Source organism: Pedococcus sp. 2YAF34 (genome assembly GCF_052114585.1).
Taxonomy (GTDB): Bacteria; Actinomycetota; Actinomycetes; order Actinomycetales; family Dermatophilaceae; genus Pedococcus.
Map to the genome: position 1 here is coordinate 1 of NZ_JBFRFA010000033.1, position 25480 is coordinate 25480.

At 72.6% G+C, this 25480-nt stretch carries 27 protein-coding genes, 1 tRNA gene and 1 pseudogene; 17 read left to right on the forward strand and 12 right to left on the reverse strand.

Annotated elements, in window-relative coordinates; genetic code table 11:
* Nucleotides 1-549 (forward strand): annotated as a pseudogene (locus AB4Z02_RS15085) (hypothetical protein); the annotation flags it as partial.
* 6 nt (nt 550-555) lie between these two features.
* Here AB4Z02_RS15085 and AB4Z02_RS15090 read toward each other — a convergent pair.
* A complete protein-coding gene (locus AB4Z02_RS15090; RefSeq protein WP_056882301.1) occupies nt 556-1194 on the reverse strand; it encodes a TetR/AcrR family transcriptional regulator in 639 nt (212 codons plus the stop codon).
* A gap of 53 nt (nt 1195-1247) precedes the next feature.
* Between AB4Z02_RS15090 and AB4Z02_RS15095 the strand changes: the two genes are divergently transcribed.
* The 3 genes from AB4Z02_RS15095 (at nt 1248) to AB4Z02_RS15105 (ending at nt 3766) form a co-directional block, all read left to right on the forward strand.
* Nucleotides 1248-2744, forward strand: coding sequence for a flavin-containing monooxygenase (locus tag AB4Z02_RS15095; RefSeq protein WP_441971919.1), 1497 nt, complete (start codon nt 1248-1250; stop codon nt 2742-2744).
* Nucleotides 2737-3609, forward strand: coding sequence for an SDR family oxidoreductase (locus tag AB4Z02_RS15100; RefSeq protein WP_441971921.1), 873 nt, complete (start codon nt 2737-2739; stop codon nt 3607-3609). Before AB4Z02_RS15095 ends, AB4Z02_RS15100 begins: the two co-directional genes overlap by 8 nt.
* A gap of 79 nt (nt 3610-3688) precedes the next feature.
* A tRNA-Leu gene (locus AB4Z02_RS15105) sits at nt 3689-3766 on the forward strand.
* A 10-nt stretch (nt 3767-3776) separates the two neighbouring features.
* Here the strand turns inward: AB4Z02_RS15105 and AB4Z02_RS15110 are convergent.
* Complete coding sequence (locus tag AB4Z02_RS15110) at nt 3777-4652, reverse strand: hypothetical protein (RefSeq protein ID WP_441971923.1); 876 nt, start codon at nt 4650-4652, stop codon at nt 3777-3779.
* A gap of 247 nt (nt 4653-4899) precedes the next feature.
* Between AB4Z02_RS15110 and AB4Z02_RS15115 the strand changes: the two genes are divergently transcribed.
* On the forward strand, nt 4900-5757 hold the full coding sequence (locus tag AB4Z02_RS15115; protein ID WP_056882305.1) for a Bax inhibitor-1/YccA family protein: 858 nt from the start codon (nt 4900-4902) through the stop codon (nt 5755-5757).
* A 20-nt stretch (nt 5758-5777) separates the two neighbouring features.
* Nucleotides 5778-6062 carry a hypothetical protein gene (locus AB4Z02_RS15120; protein ID WP_441971925.1) on the forward strand — a complete coding sequence of 95 codons (285 nt, stop codon included), beginning with the start codon at nt 5778-5780 and terminating at the stop codon, nt 6060-6062.
* Between the two features lie 25 nt (nt 6063-6087).
* Here AB4Z02_RS15120 and AB4Z02_RS15125 read toward each other — a convergent pair whose 3' ends face one another.
* Nucleotides 6088-7311 carry an acetyl-CoA C-acetyltransferase gene (locus AB4Z02_RS15125; protein WP_441971926.1) on the reverse strand — a complete coding sequence of 408 codons (1224 nt, stop codon included), beginning with the start codon at nt 7309-7311 and terminating at the stop codon, nt 6088-6090.
* 45 nt (nt 7312-7356) lie between these two features.
* Complete coding sequence (locus AB4Z02_RS15130) at nt 7357-8499, reverse strand: SGNH/GDSL hydrolase family protein (protein ID WP_441971928.1); 1143 nt, start codon at nt 8497-8499, stop codon at nt 7357-7359.
* A gap of 109 nt (nt 8500-8608) precedes the next feature.
* Between AB4Z02_RS15130 and AB4Z02_RS15135 the strand changes: the two genes are divergently transcribed.
* Nucleotides 8609-9985: a cystathionine beta-synthase gene (locus AB4Z02_RS15135; RefSeq protein WP_441971930.1), complete on the forward strand. Its 1377-nt coding sequence runs from the start codon at nt 8609-8611 to the stop codon at nt 9983-9985.
* Between the two features lie 105 nt (nt 9986-10090).
* On the opposite strand, the gene AB4Z02_RS15140 is transcribed toward AB4Z02_RS15135, so the two are convergent.
* Nucleotides 10091-10981, reverse strand: coding sequence for an ABC transporter substrate-binding protein (locus tag AB4Z02_RS15140; RefSeq protein ID WP_441971932.1), 891 nt, complete (start codon nt 10979-10981; stop codon nt 10091-10093).
* 57 nt (nt 10982-11038) lie between these two features.
* Here AB4Z02_RS15140 and AB4Z02_RS15145 point away from each other — a divergent pair, with 57 nt between their 5' ends.
* Entirely contained in the window at nt 11039-11554 is a 516-nt protein-coding gene (locus tag AB4Z02_RS15145; protein ID WP_056882310.1) for a J-domain-containing protein, read from the forward strand.
* Here AB4Z02_RS15145 and AB4Z02_RS15150 read toward each other — a convergent pair.
* Nucleotides 11478-11966, reverse strand: a complete 489-nt coding sequence (locus tag AB4Z02_RS15150; protein WP_441971934.1) for a GNAT family N-acetyltransferase — start codon at nt 11964-11966, stop codon at nt 11478-11480. The two genes, AB4Z02_RS15145 and AB4Z02_RS15150, sit on opposite strands and share 77 nt — an antisense overlap.
* A 43-nt stretch (nt 11967-12009) precedes the next feature.
* A complete protein-coding gene (msrA, locus tag AB4Z02_RS15155; protein ID WP_441971972.1) occupies nt 12010-12738 on the reverse strand; it encodes a peptide-methionine (S)-S-oxide reductase MsrA in 729 nt (242 codons plus the stop codon).
* 98 nt (nt 12739-12836) lie between these two features.
* Between msrA and AB4Z02_RS15160 the strand changes: the two genes are divergently transcribed.
* From AB4Z02_RS15160 to AB4Z02_RS15175, 4 genes are read left to right on the forward strand one after another with little or no spacing between them, the layout of a single operon-like run.
* Complete coding sequence (locus AB4Z02_RS15160) at nt 12837-13844, forward strand: GNAT family N-acetyltransferase (RefSeq protein ID WP_441971936.1); 1008 nt, start codon at nt 12837-12839, stop codon at nt 13842-13844.
* Nucleotides 13841-14326 carry an MOSC domain-containing protein gene (locus tag AB4Z02_RS15165; RefSeq protein WP_235531308.1) on the forward strand — a complete coding sequence of 162 codons (486 nt, stop codon included), beginning with the start codon at nt 13841-13843 and terminating at the stop codon, nt 14324-14326. The genes AB4Z02_RS15160 and AB4Z02_RS15165 overlap by 4 nt, the downstream gene beginning before the upstream one ends.
* Nucleotides 14327-14336: 10 nt before the next feature.
* Entirely contained in the window at nt 14337-15548 is a 1212-nt protein-coding gene (locus AB4Z02_RS15170; RefSeq protein WP_441971938.1) for a cystathionine gamma-synthase, read from the forward strand.
* Between the two features lie 48 nt (nt 15549-15596).
* Nucleotides 15597-16937, forward strand: a complete 1341-nt coding sequence (locus AB4Z02_RS15175) for a glutamate mutase L (RefSeq protein WP_441971940.1) — start codon at nt 15597-15599, stop codon at nt 16935-16937.
* Here the strand turns inward: AB4Z02_RS15175 and AB4Z02_RS15180 are convergent.
* Nucleotides 16934-18307, reverse strand: a complete 1374-nt coding sequence (locus AB4Z02_RS15180; protein WP_441971942.1) for a ferredoxin reductase family protein — start codon at nt 18305-18307, stop codon at nt 16934-16936. The two genes, AB4Z02_RS15175 and AB4Z02_RS15180, sit on opposite strands and share 4 nt — an antisense overlap.
* Before the next feature lie 138 nt (nt 18308-18445).
* Here AB4Z02_RS15180 and ilvA point away from each other — a divergent pair, with 138 nt between their 5' ends.
* A complete protein-coding gene (ilvA, locus tag AB4Z02_RS15185) occupies nt 18446-19669 on the forward strand; it encodes a threonine ammonia-lyase (protein WP_200949175.1) in 1224 nt (407 codons plus the stop codon).
* Nucleotides 19670-19751: 82 nt separating this feature from the next.
* Here the strand turns inward: ilvA and greA are convergent, their stop codons facing one another.
* Nucleotides 19752-20246 carry a transcription elongation factor GreA gene (greA, locus tag AB4Z02_RS15190; protein WP_441971944.1) on the reverse strand — a complete coding sequence of 165 codons (495 nt, stop codon included), beginning with the start codon at nt 20244-20246 and terminating at the stop codon, nt 19752-19754.
* Nucleotides 20247-20505: 259 nt separating this feature from the next.
* Nucleotides 20506-20871, reverse strand: coding sequence for a DUF4307 domain-containing protein (locus tag AB4Z02_RS15195; protein ID WP_441971946.1), 366 nt, complete (start codon nt 20869-20871; stop codon nt 20506-20508).
* Nucleotides 20872-20966: 95 nt separating this feature from the next.
* Here AB4Z02_RS15195 and mca point away from each other — a divergent pair, with 95 nt between their 5' ends.
* The 3 genes from mca to AB4Z02_RS15210 are packed head-to-tail and all read left to right on the forward strand — an operon-like array spanning nt 20967 to nt 22613.
* On the forward strand, nt 20967-21905 hold the full coding sequence (gene mca / locus AB4Z02_RS15200; RefSeq protein WP_441971947.1) for a mycothiol conjugate amidase Mca: 939 nt from the start codon (nt 20967-20969) through the stop codon (nt 21903-21905).
* Nucleotides 21902-22201 (forward strand): hypothetical protein, encoded by a 300-nt coding sequence (locus tag AB4Z02_RS15205; RefSeq protein ID WP_441971948.1) that lies wholly within the window; start codon nt 21902-21904, stop codon nt 22199-22201. Before mca ends, AB4Z02_RS15205 begins: the two co-directional genes overlap by 4 nt.
* Nucleotides 22202-22217: 16 nt before the next feature.
* The gene (locus AB4Z02_RS15210) at nt 22218-22613 is read left to right on the forward strand and encodes a VOC family protein (RefSeq protein WP_441971949.1); all 396 of its coding nucleotides are present in this window, start codon (nt 22218-22220) and stop codon (nt 22611-22613) included.
* A gap of 39 nt (nt 22614-22652) precedes the next feature.
* Here the strand turns inward: AB4Z02_RS15210 and trhA are convergent, their stop codons facing one another.
* On the reverse strand, nt 22653-23345 hold the full coding sequence (trhA, locus tag AB4Z02_RS15215; protein WP_441971951.1) for a PAQR family membrane homeostasis protein TrhA: 693 nt from the start codon (nt 23343-23345) through the stop codon (nt 22653-22655).
* 30 nt (nt 23346-23375) lie between these two features.
* Nucleotides 23376-24212: a thioesterase family protein gene (locus AB4Z02_RS15220; protein WP_441971953.1), complete on the reverse strand. Its 837-nt coding sequence runs from the start codon at nt 24210-24212 to the stop codon at nt 23376-23378.
* Between the two features lie 102 nt (nt 24213-24314).
* Between AB4Z02_RS15220 and AB4Z02_RS15225 the strand changes: the two genes are divergently transcribed.
* Entirely contained in the window at nt 24315-25076 is a 762-nt protein-coding gene (locus AB4Z02_RS15225) for an isoprenyl transferase (protein ID WP_441971955.1), read from the forward strand.
* The last annotated feature ends 404 nt before the right edge of the window (nt 25077-25480 follow it).

A 25480-nucleotide genomic window follows, 5' to 3' on the forward strand; every position in this document is an offset into this window, starting at 1 on the left:
GCGCGGTACGCGTCGCAGTACCCGTGCATGGCGGCGGCGTTGACGAACTGGGTGCCGCGGATCGATGAGGCGTTCCGGTCCGACCAGTTCCACATCACGGTCGAGGTGGCGCCGCAGCGGGCGGGGTACCGGCCGGGGGAGGAACCCCGCTGGGGCGAGAAGCGCCCCGCTGACTGCGGCGAGCTGCCCGACCCACACACGTCGCAGACGCGTCCGCTGCCCGGCAAGAAGTTCGACGACGGCACGGACAACGTCGGCGGCTACTCCTCCGACCCGCAGTTCGCGGCACTGCCGTCACTCTTCGCGGGCGCCTCCGGGGCGGCGGTCGCCGACCCGGACGCGGGTCTGGCCGGCACCGAGCAGGAGCAGCGGGTGGTGACCGCGCTGCTGGACCCCACAGCCCGCCCGACGCCCTCGGCCATCACCACCCTGCTCGCCGGACCGATCCTGCGCGGCACCACGGTCTCCCAGGGCGCGGAACCCCAGCGCGCGGAACCCCAGGGCGCGGAACCCCAGGGCGGGGAACCCCACGGCGGGGCGGCCGGGTAGCCGGCGTCAGCGCGGGGTGAGGAGGCTGGACAGGCCGCCCCACACGCTGGACACCACGATCGCCGTGGCGTCCTCGACCCCGATGCCGGGACGCCCTGCGCGCCACACGGCCACCCGCTCGCAGGCGCCGATGACGACCTCCGCGCATCCCTCCAGCAGCTCCTCGGGCACGGCGCCGAGCCCGGGCGCGGCGCGGAACGTCGCCACGGTCGCGGCCGACTGCTCCTCGCGGATGCTCTCGATGAGGGGGTTGGCCTGCGAGGCGACCGCACCCTCCTGCCGGATCAGCACGAACGCCGTGGCGTGGGCGTCGATGAACTCGAAGAACGCGCGCACGCCCGCCTCGAACACCTCCGAGAGCGGGGCGTCCGGGCCGACCGAGGCCCACGACAGCTCGGTGGCCTCGCGCAGCTGCGTGCGAGCGCGCGTGATGCACGCCGACAGCAGGCCCTCCTTGGAGCCGAAGTAGTCGTAGATGAGCGGCTTGGTCACTCCCACCCGCTCCGCGACCTCGTCCATGCTGGTGGCGTGGAAACCGCGTTCGGCGAAGACCTGCTCGGCGGCGGTGAGGATCTGCTCCTCCCGCTCGGCGCGCGGCACGCGCACGCGCGGCGTACGGGTCGCGGCAGCGGAGGGTCGGGGCACGCGGTGATGCTACCCCTACCCTTGGTAACTTACCGATGGTAAGTTCCTCGTCCATGACCGCACCGCACCACCGCGTCGTCATCGTGGGCACGGGCTTCTCGGGCCTCGGGATGGCGATCCGGCTCTCCCAGCGCGGGGAGCGCGACTTCGTCCTGCTGGAGAAGGCGGACGACATCGGCGGGACCTGGCGCGACAACCGCTACCCCGGCTGCGCCTGCGACGTCCCGTCGCGCCTCTACAGCTTCTCCTTCGACCAGAAGGCGGACTGGAGCCGCGACTACGCCCCCGCCCCCGAGATCTGGGCCTACCTCCAGGACGTCGCGCGGCGGCACGGGGTGCGTGACCGCGTCGTCCTCGGCGCCGACCTGAGGCAGGCCCGGTACGACGTGGAGCGCCGGCGCTGGGAGCTCACCGCCGCGGACGGCCGGGAGTGGACCGCGGACGCCCTGGTCCTGGGCGTGGGTGGCCTGCACCAGCCGGCTCGCCCGGACATCGAGGGCCTGGACGACTTCGCGGGCGCGCTGATGCACACGGCGCAGTGGCCGGAGGACGACGGTCTCGACGGCCTGCGCGTGGGCGTCGTCGGGACGGGCGCGAGCGCCGTGCAGCTGGTCCCCGAGCTCGCCCCCCGCGCGGCCCACACGACGGTGTTCCAGCGCACCCCGGCGTGGACCATGCCCAAGAAGGACGTCGAGTGGAGCCCGCGCCACCAGCGGCTGTTCCGGCGCTTCCCGGTGCTGCAGCGCGCGGTGCGCTGGCGCACCTACTGGGAGCTCGAGGCGCGGGCGCCCCTGTTCGTCCGCTTCCCGGCCCTCGCCCGTCTCGGTGAGCGGGTGGCGCTGCGGGAGCTGCGCAAGGCGGTCCGCGACCCCGAGGTCCGAGACCGCCTCACGCCTCGATACCGGTTGGGCTGCAAGCGGATCCTGCTCTCGAGCACCTACTGGCCGACGTTCGACCGTGACGACGTCTCGCTCGTCACCGAGCCCATCGCGCGGGTCGAGCCCGATGCCGTCGTCACCGCCGACGGGGCGCGGCACGAGGTCGACGCGCTGGTCCTCGGCACCGGTTTCGCCCTGACGGGCAGCTTCGACCGCATCGCCGTGACCGGCCTCGACGGGCGCACCCTGGCGCAGGAGTGGTCCACGGGCGCCCACACGCACCTCGGGGTCACCGTCGCAGGGTTCCCCGAGCTCTACCTCCTGCTCGGCCCCAACACCGGGCTCGGCCACAGCTCGGTCGTCATGATGAGCGAGTTCGCGACCCGCTACGCACTGCAGGGGATCGAGCGGGCCCGCGCGGCCGGGGCCAGGGTCACCAGCGACTCCGCGCAGGCAGCCTTCACGGCGGAGATGGAGCGGCGCACACGCCACACCGTCTGGGCGAGCGGGTGCCGCAGCTGGTACCTCGACCGGTTCGGCCACAACACCGCCCTGTGGCCGGGGTCGACGCTGGCCTACTGGTGGCGGACCCGCAGGATCGACGACTCCGTCTTCGTCCCCGTCACGAACAGCCCCACGGCCGCCCGGACCAAGGAGACCATTGATGCGTAAGGCATTCGCCCCCCAGGTGAGCATCGTCACCGGCGGCGCCTCGGGCATCGGCAAGGCCATCGCCGCCGAGCTCGTCGCCCGGGGCAGCCACGTCGTCATCGCCGACCTCGACCTGGTTGCGGCGCAGGCGGCAGCGCGGGAGCTGGGGCCGCGCACCGACGCCGTGGAGCTCGACGTGGTCGACGCGGCAGCCGTCAGGTCCGTCGTGGACGCCGTGGTGGCCGAGCACGGGCGGCTCGACGTCATGGTCAACAACGCCGGCATCGGCCTCGGCGGCCTGCTCGAGGAGCTCGACGAGCGGCACTGGGACAAGGCCATCGACGTCAACCTGCGCGGCGTGGTCCACGGGGTCACGGCCGCCTACACGGTGATGCGCCGACAGGGCAGTGGGCACATCCTCAACACCGCCTCGCTCGCCGGCCTCATCCCGGCGCCGTCGATGCTGCCCTACACGACGACCAAGCACGCGGTCGTCGGGCTCTCGACCGCCCTGCGCGCCGAGGCCGCTGGGCTCGGCATCCGGGTCAGCGTGCTGTGCCCCGGCTTCGTCGACACCCCGCTGCTCGACTCCATGTACGAGGCGCCGGCGAGCTTCGGGGGCAGCAGCGTCCGCTCGCGCGTCCGGATGCTGCAACCGCGGTTCCTCACCGCCGAGCACACCGCCAGGCGAGCCGTCGACGGCCTGGCCGCCGACAAGGCCGTCATCCCCGTCGGGTTCCTCGCCCACCTCTCGTGGCGCGGGCTGCGCTACGCACCGCCGCTGGCACGGGCGGTCATCCAGCTCCAGGCCACCGGCGCCCGGCGCATCACCGAGCGGGCAGCCGGCCGACGGGGGTCGGACGTCAGCGGAGGACGCGCCACCTGAGCCGCACGACCTGAGGTGCGCGCCGGTGAGCCGCTGAGGCGCGCGACCTGAGCGGCGCCCGTGGCGGCATACTGGGCGCGCCCCCGTGGCCCAACTGGCAGAGGCAGGCGACTTAAAATCGCCACAGGTGCGGGTTCGACCCCCGTCGGGGGCACCAATCGGCTGGGTCAGTCCAGCGAGCAGTGCAGCTTCGCGGCGGCTGCGGCCGCCGCGTCGTAGGCCGCCAGCTGCCCCGCCCCGGTCCTCCAGTTCTTGCTCCAGGCGGCTGTCGCCTGGGCCGGGGTGATGTGCCCTGTGCGCAGCATCTCCATGTCGTGGATGTGGTGCTCCCAGGTGGTCACCGCGGCCCGGGCCCGGGCCAGCTCCGTGGTCCGCGCCTTGATGGCGTTGGCGCAGCCCGAGATGGCCAGCAGCTGCCCGTACGGCGTGCTGTAGGCGACCGAGGGGTCCGGCGGCCGGCACGTCGAGGTGGCAGCGGTCAGCTGCTTGTCGGCGCTGCGGAAGGCTGCCGCGTTCTGGGCCGCCCCCACGCGGGTCTGGTCCCAGAAGGTCGTCGCCACGGCGAGGGTGATCTTCCCGGCCACCAGGAGGTTCATGGCGTCGATGTGCTTGTCGAACTGGGCGAGGGAGACCGCGGCCGCGCTGAGCGGCGACTGCTGCCGGAGGTTCGCCAGCCGGCAGGCCTCGGCGTCGGCAGCCAGGGCTTCGGTGCCGCCGGCCGGACCCGAGGTGCTCGAGGACGCAGCGGAGGTCGAGGTCGTGGAGGACGGGGCGGAGGTCGAGGTGGCGCCGGTCGCGGTGGCCGTCCTGCCGGTTGTCGCGGTCCTGGCGGTCGGGCGGTTGGTGGAGGTCCCGCGGGGAGCGGTCGCGGCGGCGCTGCCCGCGACCAGCGCGGCGACTCCGGCAGGGTCGGCGGAGGACGCGGGGCGGGGGGCGATCGCGCGCATCACCATGAAGGGCAGTGCGAGCGCGAGGACGCACGCCAGCAGGAGCAGCAGGATCCGGCGCGTCGACGACGGGGTGTGGTCGGGGTCAATGGTCATGGCACTCGCCTTCGCTCTCGAAACGCGGACGATCTCTTCGAAAGGGGACGTTCGAGTATTGCCATCCAGTGCGTCGTGGCACTTCCGCCGGAATGGGCACCTGAAGTGCGTCGAATGGTGGAGAAGTCGGGCCGATGGGACGCGACCGGACGGGAGCCGCGCCCGGGAACTTCTGGGTCGCTCCCGCCGTAGGGTGGGGTGAGCGGCCTTCCGCACGGCCGCACCACCGCCCCTCGAGGAGCAACGCATGGCCAGCAACCCGGTGTTCGACCGGATCGACAAGGAGTCCCGCAAGGGCTACGCCGGCTTCGGCCGCGCCCCCCAGCAGCCGACCGCCGGCATGGCGTCGACCGACGCGATGACGCCGCAGCAGCTGCAGGACCTCTACAACCAGCCCTCCGCCGGGCCCGTCCAGACCCGTCGCCTGACCATCGACGACGTGGTCATGAAGACCGCGGCGCTGTTCAGCATCGTGGTCGTCGTGGGGATCATCGCCTGGCAGCTCACCCCCTCGTTCGGCCTGCCCCTCATGCTCGGCGGCATCGCCGCGACGCTCGTGCTCGGGCTGGTCATCGCGTTCAAGAAGACGGTCAGCGTCCCGCTGATCGTCGCCTACGCCGTCTTCGAGGGCGCCCTGGTCGGCTCGGTCAGCAACATCTACTCGACGGTCTTCGACAAGTCCAAGGACGTGCCGGTGTTCCAGGGCATCGTCGCCCAGGCCGTCCTCGCGACGCTTTCCGTCTTCGCCGGGATGCTGCTCGCCTACAAGACCGGCCTGATCAAGGTCACCGCGAAGTTCCGCCGCATCGTCACCATGGCGGTCATCGGCTACGTGATCTTCGCGCTCATCAACCTCGGCTACACCCTGTTCACCCAGGCGCCGTTCGGCATCGGCGGCACGTCAGGGCTCGGCATCGGCATCTCCCTGTTCGCCATCGGCCTCGCCTCGGCGATGCTCGCGGTCGACTTCGACTCGATCGACCGGGCCATCGCGGCAGGTGCCCCCGAGAAGTACTCGTGGCTGCTGGCCCACGGGCTCATCGTGACCCTCGTGTGGCTCTACCTCGAGATCCTGCGGCTGCTCGGCCGCCTGCGCAACAACTGACCCGACGACCCGAGACCGACGTGCCTCCGAGATCGCCGGTGCCGCAGGAGGTCTCGACCGAGCTCCAGCGCGCGGTCCGGCGGTGGCAACAGCTGCCGCTGGACCACGCGCTGTCGCGCGTCCCGACCGTCCGGGCCGTGCTGGTCGACCTCGCCGGTGCCGACGCTGCGCGGCTGCCCGACCTCGGACCGGCCGTGGTGATGGACCAGCTGACCGTGCTGGTGCACGACGCCTGCACGGCAGGAGGCCCCGGCGTCGACGCGTTGCCGCGCCGGCTCCGGGGCCTCCTGGCCGAGCTGGGGTGAGGGTCCGCAGCTGCGGTGGGGGTCCTCAGCTGAGGCGCTCGTAGATGATGGCCATGCCCTGGCCGCCGCCCACGCACATGGTCTCGAGGCCGAGCTGGCCGTCGCGCGAGGCGAGCCCGTTGAGCAGCGTCGTCGTGATGCGGGCGCCGGTCGAGCCGAACGGGTGGCCGAGCGCGATGGCCCCACCGTGCACGTTGAGCTTGTCGAAGTCCATGCCGAGCTCGTCGGCGCTGGGCAGCACCTGCGCGGCGAAGGCCTCGTTGATCTCGTAGAGGTCCATGTCGTCGATGGTCATGCCGGCGCGGGCGAGGGCCTGGCGGGACGCCTCGACGGGGCCGAGCCCCATGATCTCGGGCGACAGCGCCGAGACGCCGGTCGAGACGACGCGGGCGAGCGGGGTGAGGCCGAGCTCCTTGGCCCTGGTCTCGCTCATGACCACCACCGCGGCGGCGCCGTCGTTGAGCGGGCAGCAGTTGCCGGCGGTGATGGTGCCCTGCTCGCGGAACACCGGGTTGAGCCCCTGCAGCGCCTCGAGGGTGACGCCGGCACGCGGACCGTCGTCCTTGCTGACGACGGTGCCGTCGGGCAGCGTGACGGGCGCGATCTCGCGCTCGAAGAACCCGTCGGCGATGGCCTTCTCGGCGCGGTTCTGGCTCGTGACGCCCCACTCGTCCTGGCGCTCGCGGCTGATGCCCTTGAGCGTCGCGACGTTCTCGGCCGTCTGGCCCATCGAGAGGTAGACGTCGGGGACCAGGCCCTGCTCGCGCGGGTCGGTCCACGTGTCGTTGGACTTGGCAATGGCCTCGCTGCGCTCCTGCGCCGGCTTGAAGGCGGGGTTCTGGTCGTCACCGGCCGAACCGCCCGCACCGGCCCAGTTCGTGTACTGCGACACGCACTCGACCCCGCCGGAGAGGAAGATGTCGCCCTCGCCGGCCTTGATGGCGTGGTAGGCCATGCGGGTCGTCTGCACCGACGAGGCGCAGAACCGGTTGATCGTGGAGCCGGGGAGCCCGTCGAAGCCTGCGAGCACCGAGACGACGCGAGCCATGTTGGACCCGTGGCGACCCGAGGGCTCGGCGCAGCCCCAGTAGAGGTCCTCGACCAGGGTGGGGTCGAGCTCGGGGACCTTCGCGAGCGCGGCGCGGATCACCTGCACCGACAGGTCATCGGGACGGATCTCCTTGAGCGATCCCTTGAACGCCCGGCCGATGGGCGTGCGGGCGGTGGAGACGATGACGGCTTCGGTCACGGGGGTTCCTCCTCGTCGAGGTCGACCGCCCGGATAAGCGGTCGCTTAGTCGGTCTCGATGGTATGCCGTGGTGCTGGGTGCGCGTCTGCCGCCCGCGGTGTGGTCTTGCTCTCGCCGTCGAGGGCACCGGGCCGGCCGTCGGACGCACCGTCGAGCGTTCCCTTGGCGGGGCCGTTGGCCTGCTGGCGGTCCAGCAGGGGGATCCGGGGCCGGCGCAGGAGCTTGGCCCAGCGGCCACGTGGGCCCCGGGCCTGCCCGGCGATCTGGGTGGCGCTGACCTCCGTGCCGGGGTCGCGCACGGCGTAGGTCGCAGCGACGGCCACCGGGCCGACGCCCTCCCCGCGACGGGTGTCGGGCTGTCGCTCCTCGACCTCGTCGCCGGACCAGACGCCGAGCGCCGCGTACACGCTGGGCAGCAGGGCTGCTGCCGCGCGGGCGTACCCGGCGGGGGAGGGGTGGAAGCGGTCGGCGCTGAACATCTCGTGCGGGCGTTCGTAGAACTCGGGTCCCAGCAGGTCACCGAGCGACACGGTGCGCCCGCCCGCCTCGACGACGGCCACGGTCTGCGCGGCGGCCATGTCGCGGGACCAGCGGCGGCCGATGAGGCGCAGCGGCTGGGGGATGGGCTCGATGGTGCCGAGGTCGGGGCAGGTGCCGACGACGACCTCGGTGCCGAGCGATCGCAGCGAGCGGACCGTCGTCTCCAGGTGCCGCACGGCGATGGCCTTGTCGATGCGGTGGGTGACGTCGTTGGCGCCGACCATGATGACCGCCACGGCGGGGCGGGGCACGCGGTCGAGGGCGTTGGCGAGCTGGAGCTCGAGCCCGGAGGACTCGGCTCCGATGACGGCGGTGTTGGTGAGCCGGACCGGCCGCCCGGTCAGGGCGGAGACGCCGTTGGCGATGATCGCGCCGACGGTCTGGTGGGCGTGGTCGGCCCCCATGCCGGCCGCGGAGGAGTCGCCGAGGACGACGAGCTCGACGGGCTCACCGGCGCCGGCGCCGTACGTGCCGTTGTCGTCCGGGGCGCCGTCGAACGGCTGGCCCACGACCTTGCGCGCGATCTGGGCCTCGACCTTGAGCAGCCCGTAGCCGAGGGCGCCGACCATGCCGATGCCGGCCGCGAGGCCCCCGCCGCCGTACGCCGCAGTGGCCGCGATCCTGCGCGCCCGTCGTGCCCGACCCATCGGTCTCCCCTTCGCTGTCCAGGCTGCCACGGTAAACGAGCCGCCCGGACCCAGCGTGCCCCACCCCGGCCTGGTCCGGCCTCCGGCAGAGGTCTGAGAGGATGACCGGGTGAAGTACGCAGAGCACATCGCCGACCTCGTCGGGAACACGCCCCTGGTCAAGCTCAACTCGGTCACCGAGGGGATCGCGGCGACCATCCTCGCCAAGGTCGAGTACCTCAACCCCGGCGGGTCGGTGAAGGACCGCATCGCGTTGAAGATGGTCGAGGCAGCCGAGGCATCCGGCGAGCTGAAGCCCGGCGGAACCATCGTCGAGCCCACCTCGGGCAACACCGGTGTCGGCCTGGCGCTCGTGGCCCAGCGCAAGGGCTACAAGTGCGTGTTCGTGTGCCCCGACAAGGTGAGCCAGGACAAGCGCGACGTGCTCAAGGCGTACGGCGCGGAGGTCGTGGTCTGCCCGACCGCCGTGGCCCCCGACCACCCGGACTCCTACTACGAGACCTCGGACCGCCTCGTGCGCGAGATCGAGGGCGCGTGGAAGCCCAACCAGTACGCCAACCAGAACGGCCCGGCCTCGCACTACGAGTCGACGGGCCCGGAGATCTGGGCCGACACCGACGGCCGCATCACCCACTTCGTCGCGGGCGTCGGCACGGGCGGCACCATCACCGGCACCGGTCGCTACCTGCGTGACGTCTCCGCCGACCGCGAGGGTGGTCGCGTCCAGGTCATCGGCGCCGACCCCGAGGGCTCGGTCTACTCCGGCGGCACCGGCCGTCCCTACCTCGTCGAGGGCGTGGGCGAGGACTTCTGGCCGACCGCCTACGACCCGGCCGTCGTCGACGACGTGATCGCCGTGAGCGACGCCGACTCGTTCGAGATGACCCGCCGCCTCGCCAAGGAGGAGGGCCTGCTCGTCGGCGGCTCCTGCGGCATGGCGGTCGTCGCCGCCCTGCGCGCGGCCAAGGACCTGCCGGCCGACGCGGTCGTGGTCGTGCTGCTGCCCGACAGCGGCCGTGGCTACATGTCGAAGATCTTCAACGACGAGTGGATGAGCTCCTACGGCTTCATGCACTCCAAGGCCGAGACCACCGTCGGCGAGGTGCTGCACAGCAAGGCCGGCGACCTGCCCGCCCTCGTGCACACCCACCCCACCGAGACCGTGCGCGACGCCATCGAGATCCTCCACGAGTACTCCGTCTCGCAGATGCCCGTCGTCAAGGCCGAGCCGCCGGTCATGGCCGGCGAGGTCGCCGGTTCGGTGAGCGAGCGGGCCCTGCTCGAGGCGCTGTTCAACGGCACCGCCCACCTCACCGACTCGGTCGAGAAGCACATGCAGCCGTCGCTGCCGCTCGTCGGTGCAGGAGAGGCCGTCACCGTCGCGCGGCACGAGCTCGAGAAGTCCGACGCCATCATGGTCGTCGAGGACGGCAAGCCGGTCGGAGTCCTCACCCGGGCCGACCTGCTCATCTCCCTCGTCGACTGACCGCGGGGCCTCCGCCCCGCACTCACCTCGAAGGGTGGGAACCTGCTTCTTCCGGTACGCCGGAGGCAGCAGGTTCCCACCCTTCGTCGGTGAGGAGCGCCGCGCTCAGCGCAGTCGGCGGGCCATGTCTGCGCGAGGCGCCGGTGCGCGGTCGGGGTGGAGGATCCCCGCGAGCGCCTCGACCCCGTCGACGAGGCGCGGCCCGGGGCGGGCGAAGCTGGCGTTCGCGTCCACGGCCCAGACCGGTACGCCGTGCGGCAGCTCGCCGGACGCGATCGCCTCACGTGCGAGCGCGGTCGACCCGTCGAGGTCGTAGCCGCAGGGAGCGCACACCACGACCTCGGGTGCGCTGCCGCGCACGGCGTCCCACGTGACGCGCACCGACTTCTTCCCGGGGGTGCCCAGCGCGCTGGTCCCGCCGGCAGCGGTGACCATCTCGGGCACCCAGTGGCCGGGGGCGAAGGCAGGGTCGGTCCACTCCAGCACCAGGGCTCGCGGCCGGGCCGCGCCGCGTACCGCCTCCTCCACGGCGGCCAGCCGCCCACGCAAGGCCGACACGAGAGCCGCTGCCGCGTCGCCGCAGCCGCTGGCGGCGCCCAGGGTGCCCACCGAGACGAGCACCTCCTCGAGGCTGTGCGGGTCGATCGTGAGCACCTCGGCCCGGCATCCGAGGTAGGACAGGGCGTCGTCGACGACCGAGACGTCCACCGCGCAGACGGCACACAGGTCCTGGGTGACCACGAGGTCGGCGTCGAGTGCCGAGAGCGCGCCTGCATCGAGGTGGTAGAGGTCCTCCCCGGCAGCCACGGCGCGACTGACGAAGGCGTCGATCTCGTGTGGTGGCAATCCTTCCGGGATGGCGGTCGTGGAGACGATGGTGCGCTCACGCGCCTCCGCGGGGGTGTCGCACTCGAAGGTCACGCCCACGACCTGGGGGCCCGCACCGACCGCGAACAGGATCTCCGTGGTCGACGGCAGGAGGGACACGATGCGCATGCTCCGACCCTATGGGCAGGCGTGCGTGCGCCGGAGGGGCCGGGTTAGGGTCGGAAGATGGAGCGGTGGGAGTCGCCCGTGGAGAAGGCGATCCGGGAGGCGCAGGAACGCGGGGAGTTCGACAACCTGCCGGGCGCCGGCAAACCCCTGCGCAGCCTCGGTGACCCCGAGCACGACGACCCCGACTGGTGGGTCAAGGGCCTGGTCGAGCGCGAGAACCTCGACCTGTCCGGGGCGATGTCGCCGTCGATGGCGCTGCGCAAGGAGGCCGCCGGCTTCCCCGAGTCGCTGCTGGACCTGCGCACCGAGCAGAGCGTGCGAGCGGTTCTGGACGACTACAACCACCGGGTGCGCCTCGACCGGTTGCGGCCGGCCGTCGGGCCCCGGTCGCCGGTGTGGGCGCGGATCGTCGACGTGGACGAGCTCGTCGGGCAGTGGCGCGTGCTCCGCGAGGCGAAGGTGGGTGAGGCCGAGAGGGCCAGGGCTGCTGCTCCCTCTACAAGAGACGGTGCATCACGAGGAGCCCGACGCGGCCGTGCCGCCTGGATTCGAAGGCTGCTGGGACGGTCGTGAGCACTTCGAACCCCAAGTGCTCCCACAGCGCGACGGCTGCGGTGTTGGTCTCGACCACGGCGTTGAACTGCGCTGCCGCGTAAGCCTCTTCGCGGGCCCAGCGCAGCATCTCCTCGCCGAGGGCGCGGCCGACGCCCATGCCGCGGGCGGCCTCCCCGACCATGAAGCTGGCCGTGGCGACGTGCGCCCCGCGGCCGGGTCGGTTGGGTCCCATCCTGGCGCTGCCGAGCAGCGTGCCGTCGTCATCGACAGCCACCACGGTGCGGGCGGGCGACTGCTCGAACCACAGCGCCCGGATCTCGTCGTCGTCGAGCCCCTCGGGGTAGGCGTAGGTCTCACCGTCCTCGACGACCGCCCGGAAGATGGGCGCGAACGCAGCGAGGTCCTGGGGGCGGGCGTCGCGGATCAGCACCGGCGCAGCGTATGCCGTGGCCGGGCGCCCTCGGTGAACCCCCTCAGCTGCCGGTGCCGTAGCCGCCGGAGTCGTTGGCGCGCAACACGCTCTCCTGCGAGGGCAGCTGGTCCTGCTTCACGAGACCGACCGGGCAGGTCATGCCGTTGGGGCCGTGGTTGCAGTAGCCGCCGGGGTTCTTGTCGAGGTACTGCTGGTGGTAGTCCTCGGCGTAGTAGAACGTGCCGGCGTCGGCCGCGGACCGCAGCTCGGTCGTGATGGTGCCGAACCCGTGGTCGGTCAGCACCTTCTGGAACGCCTCGCGGGTCGCCTCGGCCGCGCGCTGCTGGTCCGGCGTGGTCCAGTAGATCGCCGAGCGGTATGCCGTGCCGATGTCGTTGCCCTGGCGGTTGCCCTGCGTCGGGTCGTGGTTCTCCCAGAACTCCTTGAGCAGCAGCTCGGTGCTCGTCTGCTCCGGGTCGTAGGCGACGAGCACCGTCTCGGCGTGGCCGGTGAGCCCGGTGCAGGTCTCCTCGTAGGTGGGGTTGGGCGTCAGTCCGCCCATGTAGCCGGCGGCCGTGGTCACCACACCCGGTTGCCGCCAGAAGATGCGCTCCGCGCCCCAGAAGCAGCCCATGGCGACGTACACCACCTCGGTGCCCTCCGGCCACGGGCCCTCGATGGGGGTCTTGAGGACGGTGTGCGTCCCGTCGAGGTGGAACGGTCGCTGGCCCCGCCCCGCGAGGGCGGCCTCGGCGGTGGGCAGCGTGGTCTTGGCACGCGATCCGAATATCACGTCTCGTGCAACGCCCACCCGTGCCCGGCTGTTCCGCCGGCGGTCGTCGCGATACTCGGTGGCCGGGAGGAGGCCGGGGGCGGCAGGGTGGGGTGGTGACGACCGACCTCGACATCCGACCCGTCAGTGCCCAGGACCCAGCGCAGGACGACCTGTTCCGTGAGTGGGCGGCGACGTTCGACGAGGCGGGACGGCGCTCGCTCGGCGACGCGCACTCGGGCTGGAGGGTGGAGGAGCTGCGGGAGCTGGCGCGCAGCACGGAGCGTCGCCGAGTCTCCTGGGTGGCCGTGGCCGGCGACACCGTCGTCGGTGCCCTCGCACTGACCCTCCCGCAGCACGACAACCGCACCGTCGCCGAGGTCCTCCTCGCCGTCCGACCGCAGCACCGCCACCGCGGCGTGGGGACGGCGCTGCTCGACGCGGGGGAGCGGGCGGCCCGCGACGAGGGCCGGTCGGTCCTGCTCGCCGGCACGGAGTGGGCCTTCGGCGACCGGGACGCGGCTGGTGAGGAGTTCGCCGCGCGACACGGGTATGCCGCGGCGCAGACGGTCCTGCGCAGCACCCTGCCCCTGCCGGCGGACCGCGACCGGCTCGAGGCCGTCCTCGCTGCACCCCAGGACGGGTACACGATGGCCACGTGCTGGGACGGCATACCGGACGGCTGGCTGGAGGGGCGGGCCGAGCTGAGCCGCCGCATGAGCACCGACGTGCCCCTCGGGGACCTCCGGCTCGAGGAGGAGGTGTGGGACGAGGAGCGGGTGCGCCAGGGCTACGTGCGCATCGCGGCCATGCAGCGGCGGGTGGTCGACACCTTCGCCGTCGAGCAGTCGACTGGGCGGTTGGTCGGCTACTCCGAGGTCCAGGTGGGGGCGCATGCCGACCTGGGCTACCAGCAGGACACCCTTGTCATGCGCGAGCACCGCGGGCACGGGCTCGGGTTGCGGCTGAAGGCGGCCAGCACCCTCGCCGTCATGGACGAGCTGCCCGAGGTGAGGCGCATCCGCACGTGGAACGCCGACGACAACCACCACATGCTCGCCGTGAACCGCGAGCTCGGCTACGAGCCCGACGCGTGGCTCCGCGAGTGGCAGAAGGTCCTGTGACCGCCGTGGTGACGTCGATCCACCTGGCGCCGGGCACGCGGCTGCCCACGAAGGCCGTCCAGCAGGTCGAGGCGGAGGCGGGGAAGGGGCTGGTCGGGGACCGCTACCACGGGACGCGGCACCGGCACGTGACCGTGCAGTCACAGCCAGACCTCGACGCGGCGGCAGCCGACCTGGGGGCTCCGGTGCCTGCCGGGGCAACGCGTCGCAACCTGACCATCTCGAGCGGACCGGTCCCGACCAGGCCGGGCACCCGGATGCGCATCGGCGACGTCCTGCTGGAGGTCGTGCGGCTCGCCGCCCCCTGCCGCCTCATGGACGACTACGTCGGGCCGGGCGCGATGCGAGCGCTGCACGCCCGCGGTGGCGCGGTCTTCCGCATCCTGGAGTCCGGCACCGTACGCGTCGGTGATGCCGTGGAGGTGCTCCCTGCCGAGGCGCCACCCACGGCTGCCGGGGGAGAGGCGTCGGCGAGCCGTTAGCCTTGCCGGCATGAGCGAGCAGCAGCACGGAGACCAGCGCGGCGACCACCAGCAGGGCGGATTCGCCACGCGCGCGATCCACGCCGGGCAGGAGCCCGACGCCGGCACAGGTGCAGTGATCACGCCCATCTACCAGGTGTCGACCTACAAGCAGGACGGCATCGGCGGGTTCCGCGGCGGCTACGAGTACAGCCGCTCGGCCAACCCCACCCGCACCGCGCTCGAGGAGTGCTTCGCGGCGCTCGAGGGTGGTGAGCGCGGGTTCGCGTTCGCCTCCGGCCTCGCCGGCCAGGACACCGTGCTGCGCGCGCTGCTCACCCCCGGCGACCACGTCGTGGTGCCGAGCGACGCCTACGGCGGCACCTACCGGCTGTTCAACAAGGTCCTCGTGCCCTGGGGCGTCGAGCACAGCATCGCGCCCATGGGTGACCTCGACGCCGTCCGCGCCGCCATCCGTCCCGGCCAGACCCGGATCGTCTGGGTCGAGACGCCCACCAACCCCATGCTCGGCATCGCCGACATCGCGGCCCTGGCCGAGGTCGCCCACGAGGCGGGCGCCCTGCTCGTCGTCGACAACACCTTCGCCTCGCCCTACCTCCAGCAGCCCCTGTCGCTGGGCGCCGACATCGTCACGCACTCGACGACCAAGTACTGCGGCGGCCACTCCGACGTCGTGGGTGGCGCCGTCGTCGTGCGCCGCGGCATCACCGTGCCCGGGTTCGAGGACGCAGTGGATCGCGTTGCCTTCCACCAGAACTCGCTCGGTGCCGTCGCGGGTCCCTTCGACGCGTGGCTGGTGCTGCGGGGCCTCAAGACACTCGCCCTGCGCATGGAGCGGCACAGCGACAACGCCGAGAAGGTCGTCGAGTTCCTGCTCGGCCACCCTGCCGTGAGCGCCGTCCACTACCCGGGGCTCGAGAGCCACCCGGGGCACGAGGTCGCGGCCCGCCAGATGAAGCGGTTCGGCGGCATGATCTCGTTCCAGCTCAAGGCGGGCGAGGACGTCGCGGTCAAGGTCTGCGCCGAGACGCAGGTGTTCACGCTCGGGGAGTCGCTCGGTGGCGTGGAGTCGCTCATCGAGCACCCGGCCCGGATGACGCACGCCTCCGTCGCGGGCACCGAGCTCGAGGTGCCCGCCGACCTCATCCGCCTGTCGGTGGGCATCGAGGACGTCGACGACCTCGTCGCCGACCTGAAGCAGGCCCTCGACCGGCTCGGCTGACGCGGCCGCCGCCGACCGGACGGATGACGCGATGACGGGTACAGCCCGGTGAGCAGGCTGTTGTGCGTCGACTTCGGGTCGACGTTCACCAAGGCGGCGCTGGTCGACTCCTCGGACGGCCTCGTGGCGACGGCCGCGACCCCGACGACCATCGGCACCGACGTCCTCGACGGCTACCGCCTCCTGCGCGAGCAGCTCGCCTCCCACGGCCAGGTCGACGAGGTGCTCGCCTGCTCCAGCGCGGGGGGTGGCCTGCGCCTCGCGGTGGTGGGCTACGAGCGCGAGGTGACGGCGCAGGCCGGCCACCGCGTCGGCCTCAGCGCCGGCGCGCGCGTGTGCCACGTGACCTCCGGCCCCCTCACCGGCGCCGACGTGGCGGCCCTGCGCGCCGCCCGGCCCGACCTTGTGCTGCTCGTGGGCGGCACCGACGGCGGCAACGCCGACGTCCTGCTGCACAACGCCGGTCGTATCGCGCGGGCCCGCCTGGGTGCGCCCGTGGTCGTGGCGGGCAACGCCAAGGCCCAGGCCGAGGTGGCCGCGCTGCTGGAGTCCACCGGACGGCGGTACGAGCGGGCGGACAACGTCCTGCCCCGGATCGGGGTGATCGCCCCCGAAGGGGCCCGGGCCGCCATCCGCCGCGCCTTCCTTGAGCACGTCATCGGCGGCAAGGGCCTGTCCCGGGGTCCCGAGTTCGCGGGGATGGTGCAGGCCCCCACCCCCGACGCGGTGCTCTACGGTGTCGAGGTGCTCGCCCAGCACCTCGGCGGCGACGTCCTGGTCGTGGACATCGGCGGCGCCACCACCGACGTCTACTCCGCGCTGCGCCCCCAGGGCGAGGACGCCGGGCTGGCCAAGGACGTCGTGGCACCCCTGTGGCAGTCACGGACGGTGGAGGCCGACCTCGGCATGCGCTGGAACGCCGAGGGTGTGGTCGAGGCCGCGCACCGCGAGCACGTGGCCGTGCCCGGCGCGCTGGCCGCCTACGCCGCCACCGTGGCCCGTGACCCGTCCCACCTGCCGGTCGACGCCACGGAGCGGGCCCTGGACCTCGACCTGGCCCGCGCGGCGGCCCTCGTCGCCGTACGCCGCCACGCCCGCCCTGCGGGGCCGGGCTCCAGCCCCAGGCCGCTGGCCGACGTCCGGGTGGTGGTGGGTTCGGGAGGCGTCCTGCGCCACGCGGACGAGCAGGGTCGGGCCGACGTCCTCGGCGCGGTGGTCGCCGACCACGCCGGCGGCTGGCGCGTGCCGCGCGACGCCACGGTGGTGACCGACGCGGCCTACCTGCTCTTCGCGGTCGGTCTCTTGCGCGAGGCGCACCCCGAGGTCGCGGTCGCCCTCGCGCGCGCCGTGGTCGGTGACCAGCCGGCCCTGGTCCCCGGTCTGCGCTAGACCACGTCGAACAGCTCGGTGTGGATGCGGGCCGGCCCGACCTCGAGCTCCTGCAGCATGTGCACCGTCGCGGCCACCATCGGCCCGGGCCCGCAGACGAAGTAGTCGACCCGACCCGCCGCCCGCCGGACGGGCAGGGCGCCGCGCAGGACCGCCTGGGTGAGCCACCCCACCTCCCCGCGCCAGTCCTCCGGTGGCTCCTCGAGCACCTCCACGACGCGCAGGTCCAGCTTGGCGTCGAGGTGCTCGTGGTCGGCCCGGTGCAGCAGGTCGTCCGCGGTGCGCCCGGCGACGACGAGCACCGTCGGACGGCGGTCGCCGCGGGCGGCCATGGTGCGAAGCATGCTGAGCATCGGGGTGACGCCCACCCCGCCGGCGATGAAGACGAACGCCGAGGAGTGCAGCCCGTCGAGGGTGAACGACCCGTGCGGCCCGTCGAGGTAGACCCGCTGCCCGGGTGACAGCCCGGACAGCTCCTGGGTGAAGTCGCCCAGTGGCTTGACCGCGAACTCCTTGCGCCACGGCTCGGTCGCGGTGGAGGAGATGGTGAAGGGGTGCTCCTCGAAGACGAAGGGGGAGGCACCGACCTTGAGCCACGCGAACTGTCCCGGCCGGAACGGGATGCCGCCGTGCCCCTTGGCGTGCAGCACGACCACGGTGGCCCCCGGCCCCCCACGCACCTCGTCGACGACGTACGCGCGTCGCTGTGCGCGCAACGGGCGCCACAGCCAGCGGTAGGCCGTCACCGCCACCATGACGGCGCCCAGCGCCGCGAGCCACCACCGGGCGGGCCCGTACGCCGTGAGGTCCTGCAGCCAGAGCACGTGCAGGGCCGCCGTGGCCATGAGCACGTTGGCGAGCACGACGTGGGTCAGGCGCCAGCGCTCGTAGCGCCGACCCCGCGACCGCCGGCTCAGCGCGAGGACCACCTGCCCGGCGAGGGCGAGGGTCGCGACGGTGGCGGCCCAGACCCGTGGTGGCGCGTCCCGCAGGTCGAGGACGCGCAGGCCCTCACGGTCGTGCAGCACCACGAAGACGACGTGCGCCGCGACGAGCAGGGCGGCCACGACGGCCAGGAGGCGGTGCTGGCGCAGGATGCGCTCCACCCCGAGGTGCGAGGTGATCGCCCGCAGCCGCGACGGCAGGACGACCGCGGCGACCAGCAGGGAGGCGGCGGTCGTGCTGGCCACCAGGGACAGGAACCGCCAGCTGCCCTGCGCGTGGGACACCTCCAGGCGCAGCACGACCCACCACGGCACGGCGAGCGAGGCCGTGACGGCTGCGGTCCACAGGAGCGGGGCCAGCCTCCGCCGTCTCGCGCCGCCTCCCCAGGTGCCCAGGCGTCGGCCGGACCGGTTGGTGAAGGCCACGAGGCTTCCCCTTCCGAGCGGGGCGACGCCACCCAGAGTAGGGCTGGCGCCCGGGCTGGAGGTCAGGCATACAGCGCAGGCGGTGCAGCCCCCGCCGCACGGTCCGTGGCACCGTCTGCCGGGCGCTAACCTGCGCCCATGGCATCACCGTTGCTGTCCGTCACCCTCGACGACGTCCGCGCTGCGCAGGACCTGCTCAGCGGCGTCGTCCGCCCCACCCCGCTGGAGTACAGCCGCGCGCTGTCCGACCGGGTCGGCAGCGAGGTCTTCCTCAAGTGCGAGAACCTCCAGCGAGCCGGCTCGTTCAAGATCCGCGGCGCCTACACCCGGATGTCACGGCTCAGCGACGAGGAGAAGGCCCGCGGTGTCGTCGCCGCCAGCGCCGGCAACCACGCCCAGGGCGTCGCCCTCGCGGGCCAGCTGCTCGGCATCGACGTGAAGGTCTACATGCCCCACGGCGCCCCGATGCCCAAGCTCACGGCCACGAGGGCGTACGGCGCGACCATCGAGCAGGTGGGCACCACCATCGACGAGTGCCTGGTCAAGGCGCGCGAGTGGGAGGCCGAGACGGGGGCGGTGCTCATCCACCCCTTCGACCACCACGACATCGTCGCCGGCCAGGGCACCGCGGGCCTGGAGATCCTCGACCAGTGCCCCGACGTGAGGACGATCGTCGTCAGCACCGGTGGCGGCGGGCTGCTCGCCGGGATCTCGGTGGCGGTCAAGGCCGCCCGGCCGGACGTGCGCATCGTCGGCGTGCAGGCGGAGCAGGCAGCCGCCTACCCGCTGTCGCTGGCGGCGGGCAAGCCCGTGCCCTACGAGAACATGCAGACCATGGCCGACGGCATCGCCGTGGGTATGCCGGGCGACGTGCCGTACGCCCTCGTCCGCGACCTGGTCGACGGGATGGAGACGGTGTCCGAGGAGGAGCTGTCGCGCGCGCTGCTGTTCATCCTCGAGCGGGCCAAGCTCGTTGTGGAGCCCGCAGGTGCGGCCGCCGTCGCCCACCTGCTGGGCCGCGCCGGGCAGCCCGTCGACGGGCCCGTCGTCGCGGTGCTGTCAGGGGGCAACATCGACCCACTGCTCCTGCTGCGCATCATCCGGCACGGCATGGCGGCCGCCGGTCGCTACCTGCAGTTCCGGGTCCGCGTCCCCGACCGCCCCGGCAACCTCGCGCGCCTGCTCGCCGACTGCGCCGCCATCGACGCCAACGTCCTCGAGGTCGAGCACATCCGCACCGGCACGACCATCAGCGTCGACGAGGTGGAGATCGGGCTGCAGCTGGAGACCCAGGGCAAGCAGCACTGCGAGGAGGTCCTGCGCGCGCTGCGCGGCAAGGGCTACCACCTCAAGTTCGGCTGACGCACCGGCACCCAAAGCTCAGTGCAACGACGAAGGGCCGCACCCGGTGGGGTGCGGCCCTTCGCGTCGTACGGGGGGGTGCTCAGGGCACGTGCGGGGTGGCCGCCTTGACGGTCACCTGGATGCTCTTGCCGTTCGGCGCCTCGTAGCTCGCCTTGTCGCCGACCTTCTTGCCGTTGATCGCGGCACCGAGGGGCGACTTCTCGCTGTAGACCTCGAGGTCCGAGCCGTCGGCGATCTCGCGCGAGCCGAGGAGGAAGGTCACGTCGTCGCCGAACATGTCGACCGTGACGACCATGCCGGGCTCGACGACGCCGTCGTCGGCGGGCTTGGCGCCCACGGTGGCGTTCTCGAGCAGCTGGGTCAGCTGGCGGATGCGGGCCTCCATCTTGCCCTGCTCCTCCTTGGCCGCGTGGTAGCCGCCGTTCTCCTTGAGGTCGCCCTCCTCGCGGGCCGCCTCGATCTTCTTGGCGATCTCCGTGCGGCCGTCGCCGGAGAGCTGGTCCAGCTCGGCCTTCAGACGGTCGAAGGCCTCCTGGGTCAGGTAGCTCGCGGTGGGGGTCGCAGTGTCGCTCACGTCGTACTCCTTGATCGGGTCCCTGTGTCGGCGCGGCTGCGCCGGAGGGAGGGGTGTTACGCACAACGGCCCGGACCCCGACCACTCGCGTCGTCAGGTCCAGACCGCTAGGTGAAACCACAAGGGTACAGCCAGCGCCACGAAACGGTCCATTCCCCCGGCCCTCGGGAGCCGCGCGTCCGCGGGGCGGCCGGTGGCGTCGTGGCTGGTCAGGGTGGGTGTCGTCAGGGCGTCCGGTCAGCGGACGGTCGGCGGACGGTCAGTGGGCGGTGCAGCTGTCGACCACGCCGGTGACCGCACGCGAGGCGGTACGGACCACGACCACCTTGTGCACCGAGCGCTCGTCCGAGGCCGGGACGTCGACGTCGGTGACGCCGACGACGCCGAAGGTCGCGTCGAGCGCCTGGATGCGGCACGTGACCGCTTCGCCGGCGGGCCGGTGCACGTCGAACTCCACCCGCACGCTGCGGTCGTCCAGCACCTTGTAGCCGGTGTCGGTGGCCGTGATGGCGCCGAGGCTGTTGGCGAGGCCGAGCCACACCGCCAGGCCGACCCCGATGGTGCAGCCGATGATGCCGACGACCCACCAGCGACCGGTGCCGGGGGCGGGGCGGGGGAGCGGCATGGTGGCCCTTCCACGGGTGAGAGGATGTCGAGCGGACCCGGGTCGACCGACCCGCGTGGTCCCATTGTCGGCGATGGACGAGTGAGGTTGTGCAGGTGGCTGACCGGTTGCGGCTCATGGCGGTGCACGCGCACCCCGACGACGAGTCGAGCAAGGGCGCGGCGACGATGGCCAAGTACGTCGCGGAGGGCGCGGACGTGCTGGTGGTCTCGTGCACGGGTGGTGAGCGCGGCGACGTGCTCAATCCCAACCTCAAGGACGACGTGCACATCCTGCGCGACCTGCCGCGGGTGCGCCGCGAGGAGATGAAGCGGGCGCAGGAGATCCTCGGGGTCCAGCACACCTGGCTCGGCTTCGTCGACTCGGGCCTGCCCGAGGGCGACCCGCTGCCGCCGCTGCCCGAGGGGTGCTTCGCGCTGGAGCCGCTCGACGTGACCACAGAGGCGCTGGTCCGCGAGATCCGCCGCTACCGGCCGCACGTCATGACCACGTACGACGAGAACGGTGGCTACCCCCACCCTGACCACGTCATGACCCACACCGTGTCGATGGCGGCCTTCCTCGCGGCCGGCGACGAGTCGGCGTACCCGCACGCGGGCGCCCCGTGGCAGCCGCTGAAGCTCTACTACAACCAGGGCTTCTCCAAGGAGAAGATCGTGGCCTTCCACGAGGCGCTCATCGCCCTCGGCGAGGAGAGCCCGTACGCCGACTGGCTGGAGCGGTGGGAGGACCGCCCGCCGCGCGACATCACCACCCGCGTGCACTGCGCCGACTACTTCGACGTGCGCGACCAGGCGCTGCTCGCGCACGCGACGCAGATCGACCCCGACGGCACCTGGTTCCAGGTGCCCAGGGAGCTGCAGGCGTCGGTCTGGCCGACCGAGGAGTACGAGGCGGCACTCTCCTACGTGCCGATCGAGCCCGACGAGGACGACCTGTTCGCCGGCATCCGGGACGCCGCCGCCGGTGACGAGCTCGCCACCCGGGGCGGCCTCGAGGTCGTGCACGACCAGCGCAAGGCCTCGATCCTGTGAACGGCGCCCCGTCCTCGCTCGTCTCCCCGGGGCTGTGGGGGTTCGTGGCGTTCTTCGTCCTCGCGCTCGCCCTCTACCTGCTCATGCGCAACATGAACGCCCGGATGCGGCGCATGTCCTACCGTTCGCAGGAGCTGGCCAAGGAGGCCGAGCGGGCCGAGCAGGAGCGGCGTGCGCGCAAGGGCCGTCCTTCGAGCCCGGACGCGGCGACCCGGGACGAGGGGACGACAGAGGCTTCCGCGGCCGATGACGGCGGGGGCTCCCAGGGGCACACTGGGGAGCACGACCCCAGCTGACTCCCGGAGGTGTGCCATGAGCGGTCGCGTGGTCCATTTCGAGCTACCGTTCGACGACGAGGCCCGGGCCAAGGCCTTCTACGGCGACCTGTTCGGCTGGCAGATGCAGGACGTGCCGGACATGGCCTACACCCTGGTCACCACCGGTCCCTCGGGTGACCGGGGCGCCACCGAGCCGGGTTTCGTCAACGGCGGCATGGGGCAGCGTGGGGCGCCGCTGGGTCAGCCCGTGGTGGTCATCGACGTCGACGACATCGACCGCACGCTCGCCCAGGTGCAGGAGCGCGGCGGCTCGGTGGTCCGGGAGAAGATGTCGGTCGGCCCCATGGGCTGGAACGCCTACTTCGCCGACCCCGAGGGCACGGTCGTGGGGCTCTGGCAGACGGCCCCGCTGCCGGCCGATCAGTCCTGACCGGCGCCGTACGCCTGCGTCAGGTGCCTGCGCCGAGGGTCAGGAGGCCGCGCCGTACACCGTCATCGACGCGGCGATGTAGTGCGTGACGAAGGCCGCCACGGTCAGCGCGTGGAAGATCTCGTGGAACCCGAACCAGCGCGGTGACGGGTTGGGGCGCTTGATGCCGTAGACGAGCGCGCCGGCGGTGTAGAGCAGGCCGCCGACGGCGATGAGGGTGACGATGGCGGGGCCGCCGAAGTGCAGCAGTGGGCCGAGGTAGAACACGGCCACCCAGCCGAGGGCGACGTAGACCGGGGTGTAGAGCCACCGCGGCGCGCCGACCCAGAACACGCGGAACAGCACACCGGCTACGGCGCCGATCCACACGATGAGCAGCATGGTGCGCTGCTGCTCAGGGGGCAGCAGCAGCGCGAACGGCGTGTAGGTGCCCGCGATGATCAGGAAGATGTTGGAGTGGTCCATCCGCTTGAGCACGCCGGCCACCCGGGGTGACCAGTTGCCGCGGTGGTAGACGGCCGAGGTGCCGAACAGCAGCCACGCGGAGATGGAGAAGACGGTGGCGGCGATGCGGCTCGAGGTCGTGGGCGCCAGGGCGATGAGGACGATGCCGGCGGCCAGGGCCAGGGGCACCATGCCGGCGTGCAGCCAGCCGCGCAGGTGGGGCTTCACCGCGGCGACGACAGACTCCACGGGTCCCTGCTCGGAACGGGGGGCGGGTGTCGTGGTCATGGCGGACATCCTAACCTACGGTTGCGTAACTTACGAAGGCGTAGGTTGTGTGGCGGGCCTCACGAGGAGGCTCTGCGCCGAGTGCGCCACGAAGCCCTGCTCGTCGAAGACCTCCGCCCTCGCGAGCCCCGCAGCGCCGCCGGCGACGGTCGTCTGCGCCTGCAGGCAGACCCACTCGCCCACCGGTTCGCGCACCACGTGGGCGGTCAGCTCGGTGTTCATGAACTGCCACTCGTCCTTGGCCAGGGCGGCGCCGGCGCCCGAGGCGGAGTCGACGCAGGTCAGGAGCCGCTCCACCGGGCTCAGCGGCTCGCCGGGCAGCAGCCCCAGCCGCGGACGCATCCACACGGTGGCCGGACCGGGCTCGGCCAGCGACCCGGCGACCCAGCGCCACTCGATGGCGTCGAGGTAGCCCCGGTGCCAGCCCGGCGGGACCGGCTGCTCGCGGCCCTCGAGGGGGCCCGCGGGCGGCTGCGGCAGGGGAGTCACTGGGCCGGTGACCTCCCGCGGGACCAGCCACAACGCGGCCCTGGCCACCTGCCGCCCGGTGTCGACGTCGGTGAGGGCGACCTCGACGAGCTCGACCGTGCGGCCCGGCCGCGCCACCCTGGCCTCGACGTGCAGCCGCCCCACAGGCACGGGTCCGAGCAGGTCGCAGGTGACCCGCGCGACGACTCGGGTGCCGTCACCGAGGCGAGCCGCCTCCCGGGCCATCAACGCCATGGGAGGGCCGCCGTGCTGGGCGGCAGGCGACCAGGGCCCCGCGGTGTGGCGCGTCGCGGTGACGGTGCTGCTGCTGGTGCTACTGCCCTCGCCGGCGTCGCCGGCGTCGTCGAGGACGTAGAAGGAGCTCGGCGCGGACGACATGGGCCCGATCCTGCCCCATCACCCCTCGGCGACGGGGGTAGCGTGGGTCGGTGGACGGGGCTCCGTCCACCGCTCCGTCCACCGACCAGCCGAGGAGTGACCGTGGCGCTGTCCGACCTCCTGTACGCCGCGTACGAGCGGCGCCTGAGCCGTCGCCTCGAGCGCGCGACGCTGCCGCGGCACGTGGGGGTCATGCTCGACGGCAACCGCCGGTGGGCCAGGGCGCGTGGCCACGGCACCAAGGAAGGCCACCAGGCCGGTGCCGACAACATCGCCAACTTCCTCGACTGGTGCGAAGAGGCCGGGGTCGAGGTCGTCACGCTCTGGCTGCTGTCGACCGACAACCTCAACCGGTCGGCCGCCGAGGTCGTGCCGCTGCTGTCGATCATCGAGACCACCGTCGCCGACCTCGCCCGGACCCGGCGCTGGCGCATCAACCCCGTGGGCTCCCTGGACCTGCTGCCCGCCGAGACCGCCCGACGGCTCAAGGAGAGCGCCGACCTCACCGAGGACGTGCAGGGCATGACCGTCAACGTCGCGGTCGGCTACGGCGGCCGGCAGGAGATCACCGACGCCGTGCGCTCGATGCTGGTGTCCCACGCCGCCAGCGGCACCACGATCGAGGAGCTGGCCGAGACCCTGCAGGTCGAGCACATCGCCGAGCACCTCTACACCAAGGGCCAGCCCGACCCCGACCTCGTCATCCGCACCTCGGGGGAGCAGCGGCTCAGCGGTTTCCTGCTGTGGCAGAGCGCGCACAGCGAGTTCTACTTCTGCGAGGCCTACTGGCCCGACTTCCGGCACGTGGACTTCCTGCGCGCCCTGCGCGCCTACTCCGAGCGCAACCGCCGCTTCGGCGGCTGAGCCGGCGCGACGCCGTACCCGGTCCTGCCGGGGTGGGGCCCTGCGGAGGGTCAGGGGCCGCGCTCGGCACAACGTCGGAGGACGTCCTCGGAACAACGGGCCAACTCTGCGTGACACGCCGCGAACCTGCCCATCCCCGGGCGGGTCGGGCCGTACCGTCGGCAGTGGCGCAGGGCACCCGTCCGGCGTTCGGGGAGGCCAACCTATGGAGCAGATCCAGCTCCGGGCGGAGGGTCGGAACCGGCCCCACCGCGGTGGGTTGGCCTGGTCCCGGCACCTCGTTCGCGAGTAGGCGCACCGCGCCGGAGCGCGCGCTGTGCCAAGGAGAGACATTGGCCTCGAACCACGACACCACCCGTCGCACCTCGACCAGCTCCGCCTCCGGTCCCGCCAGCGCTGCCACC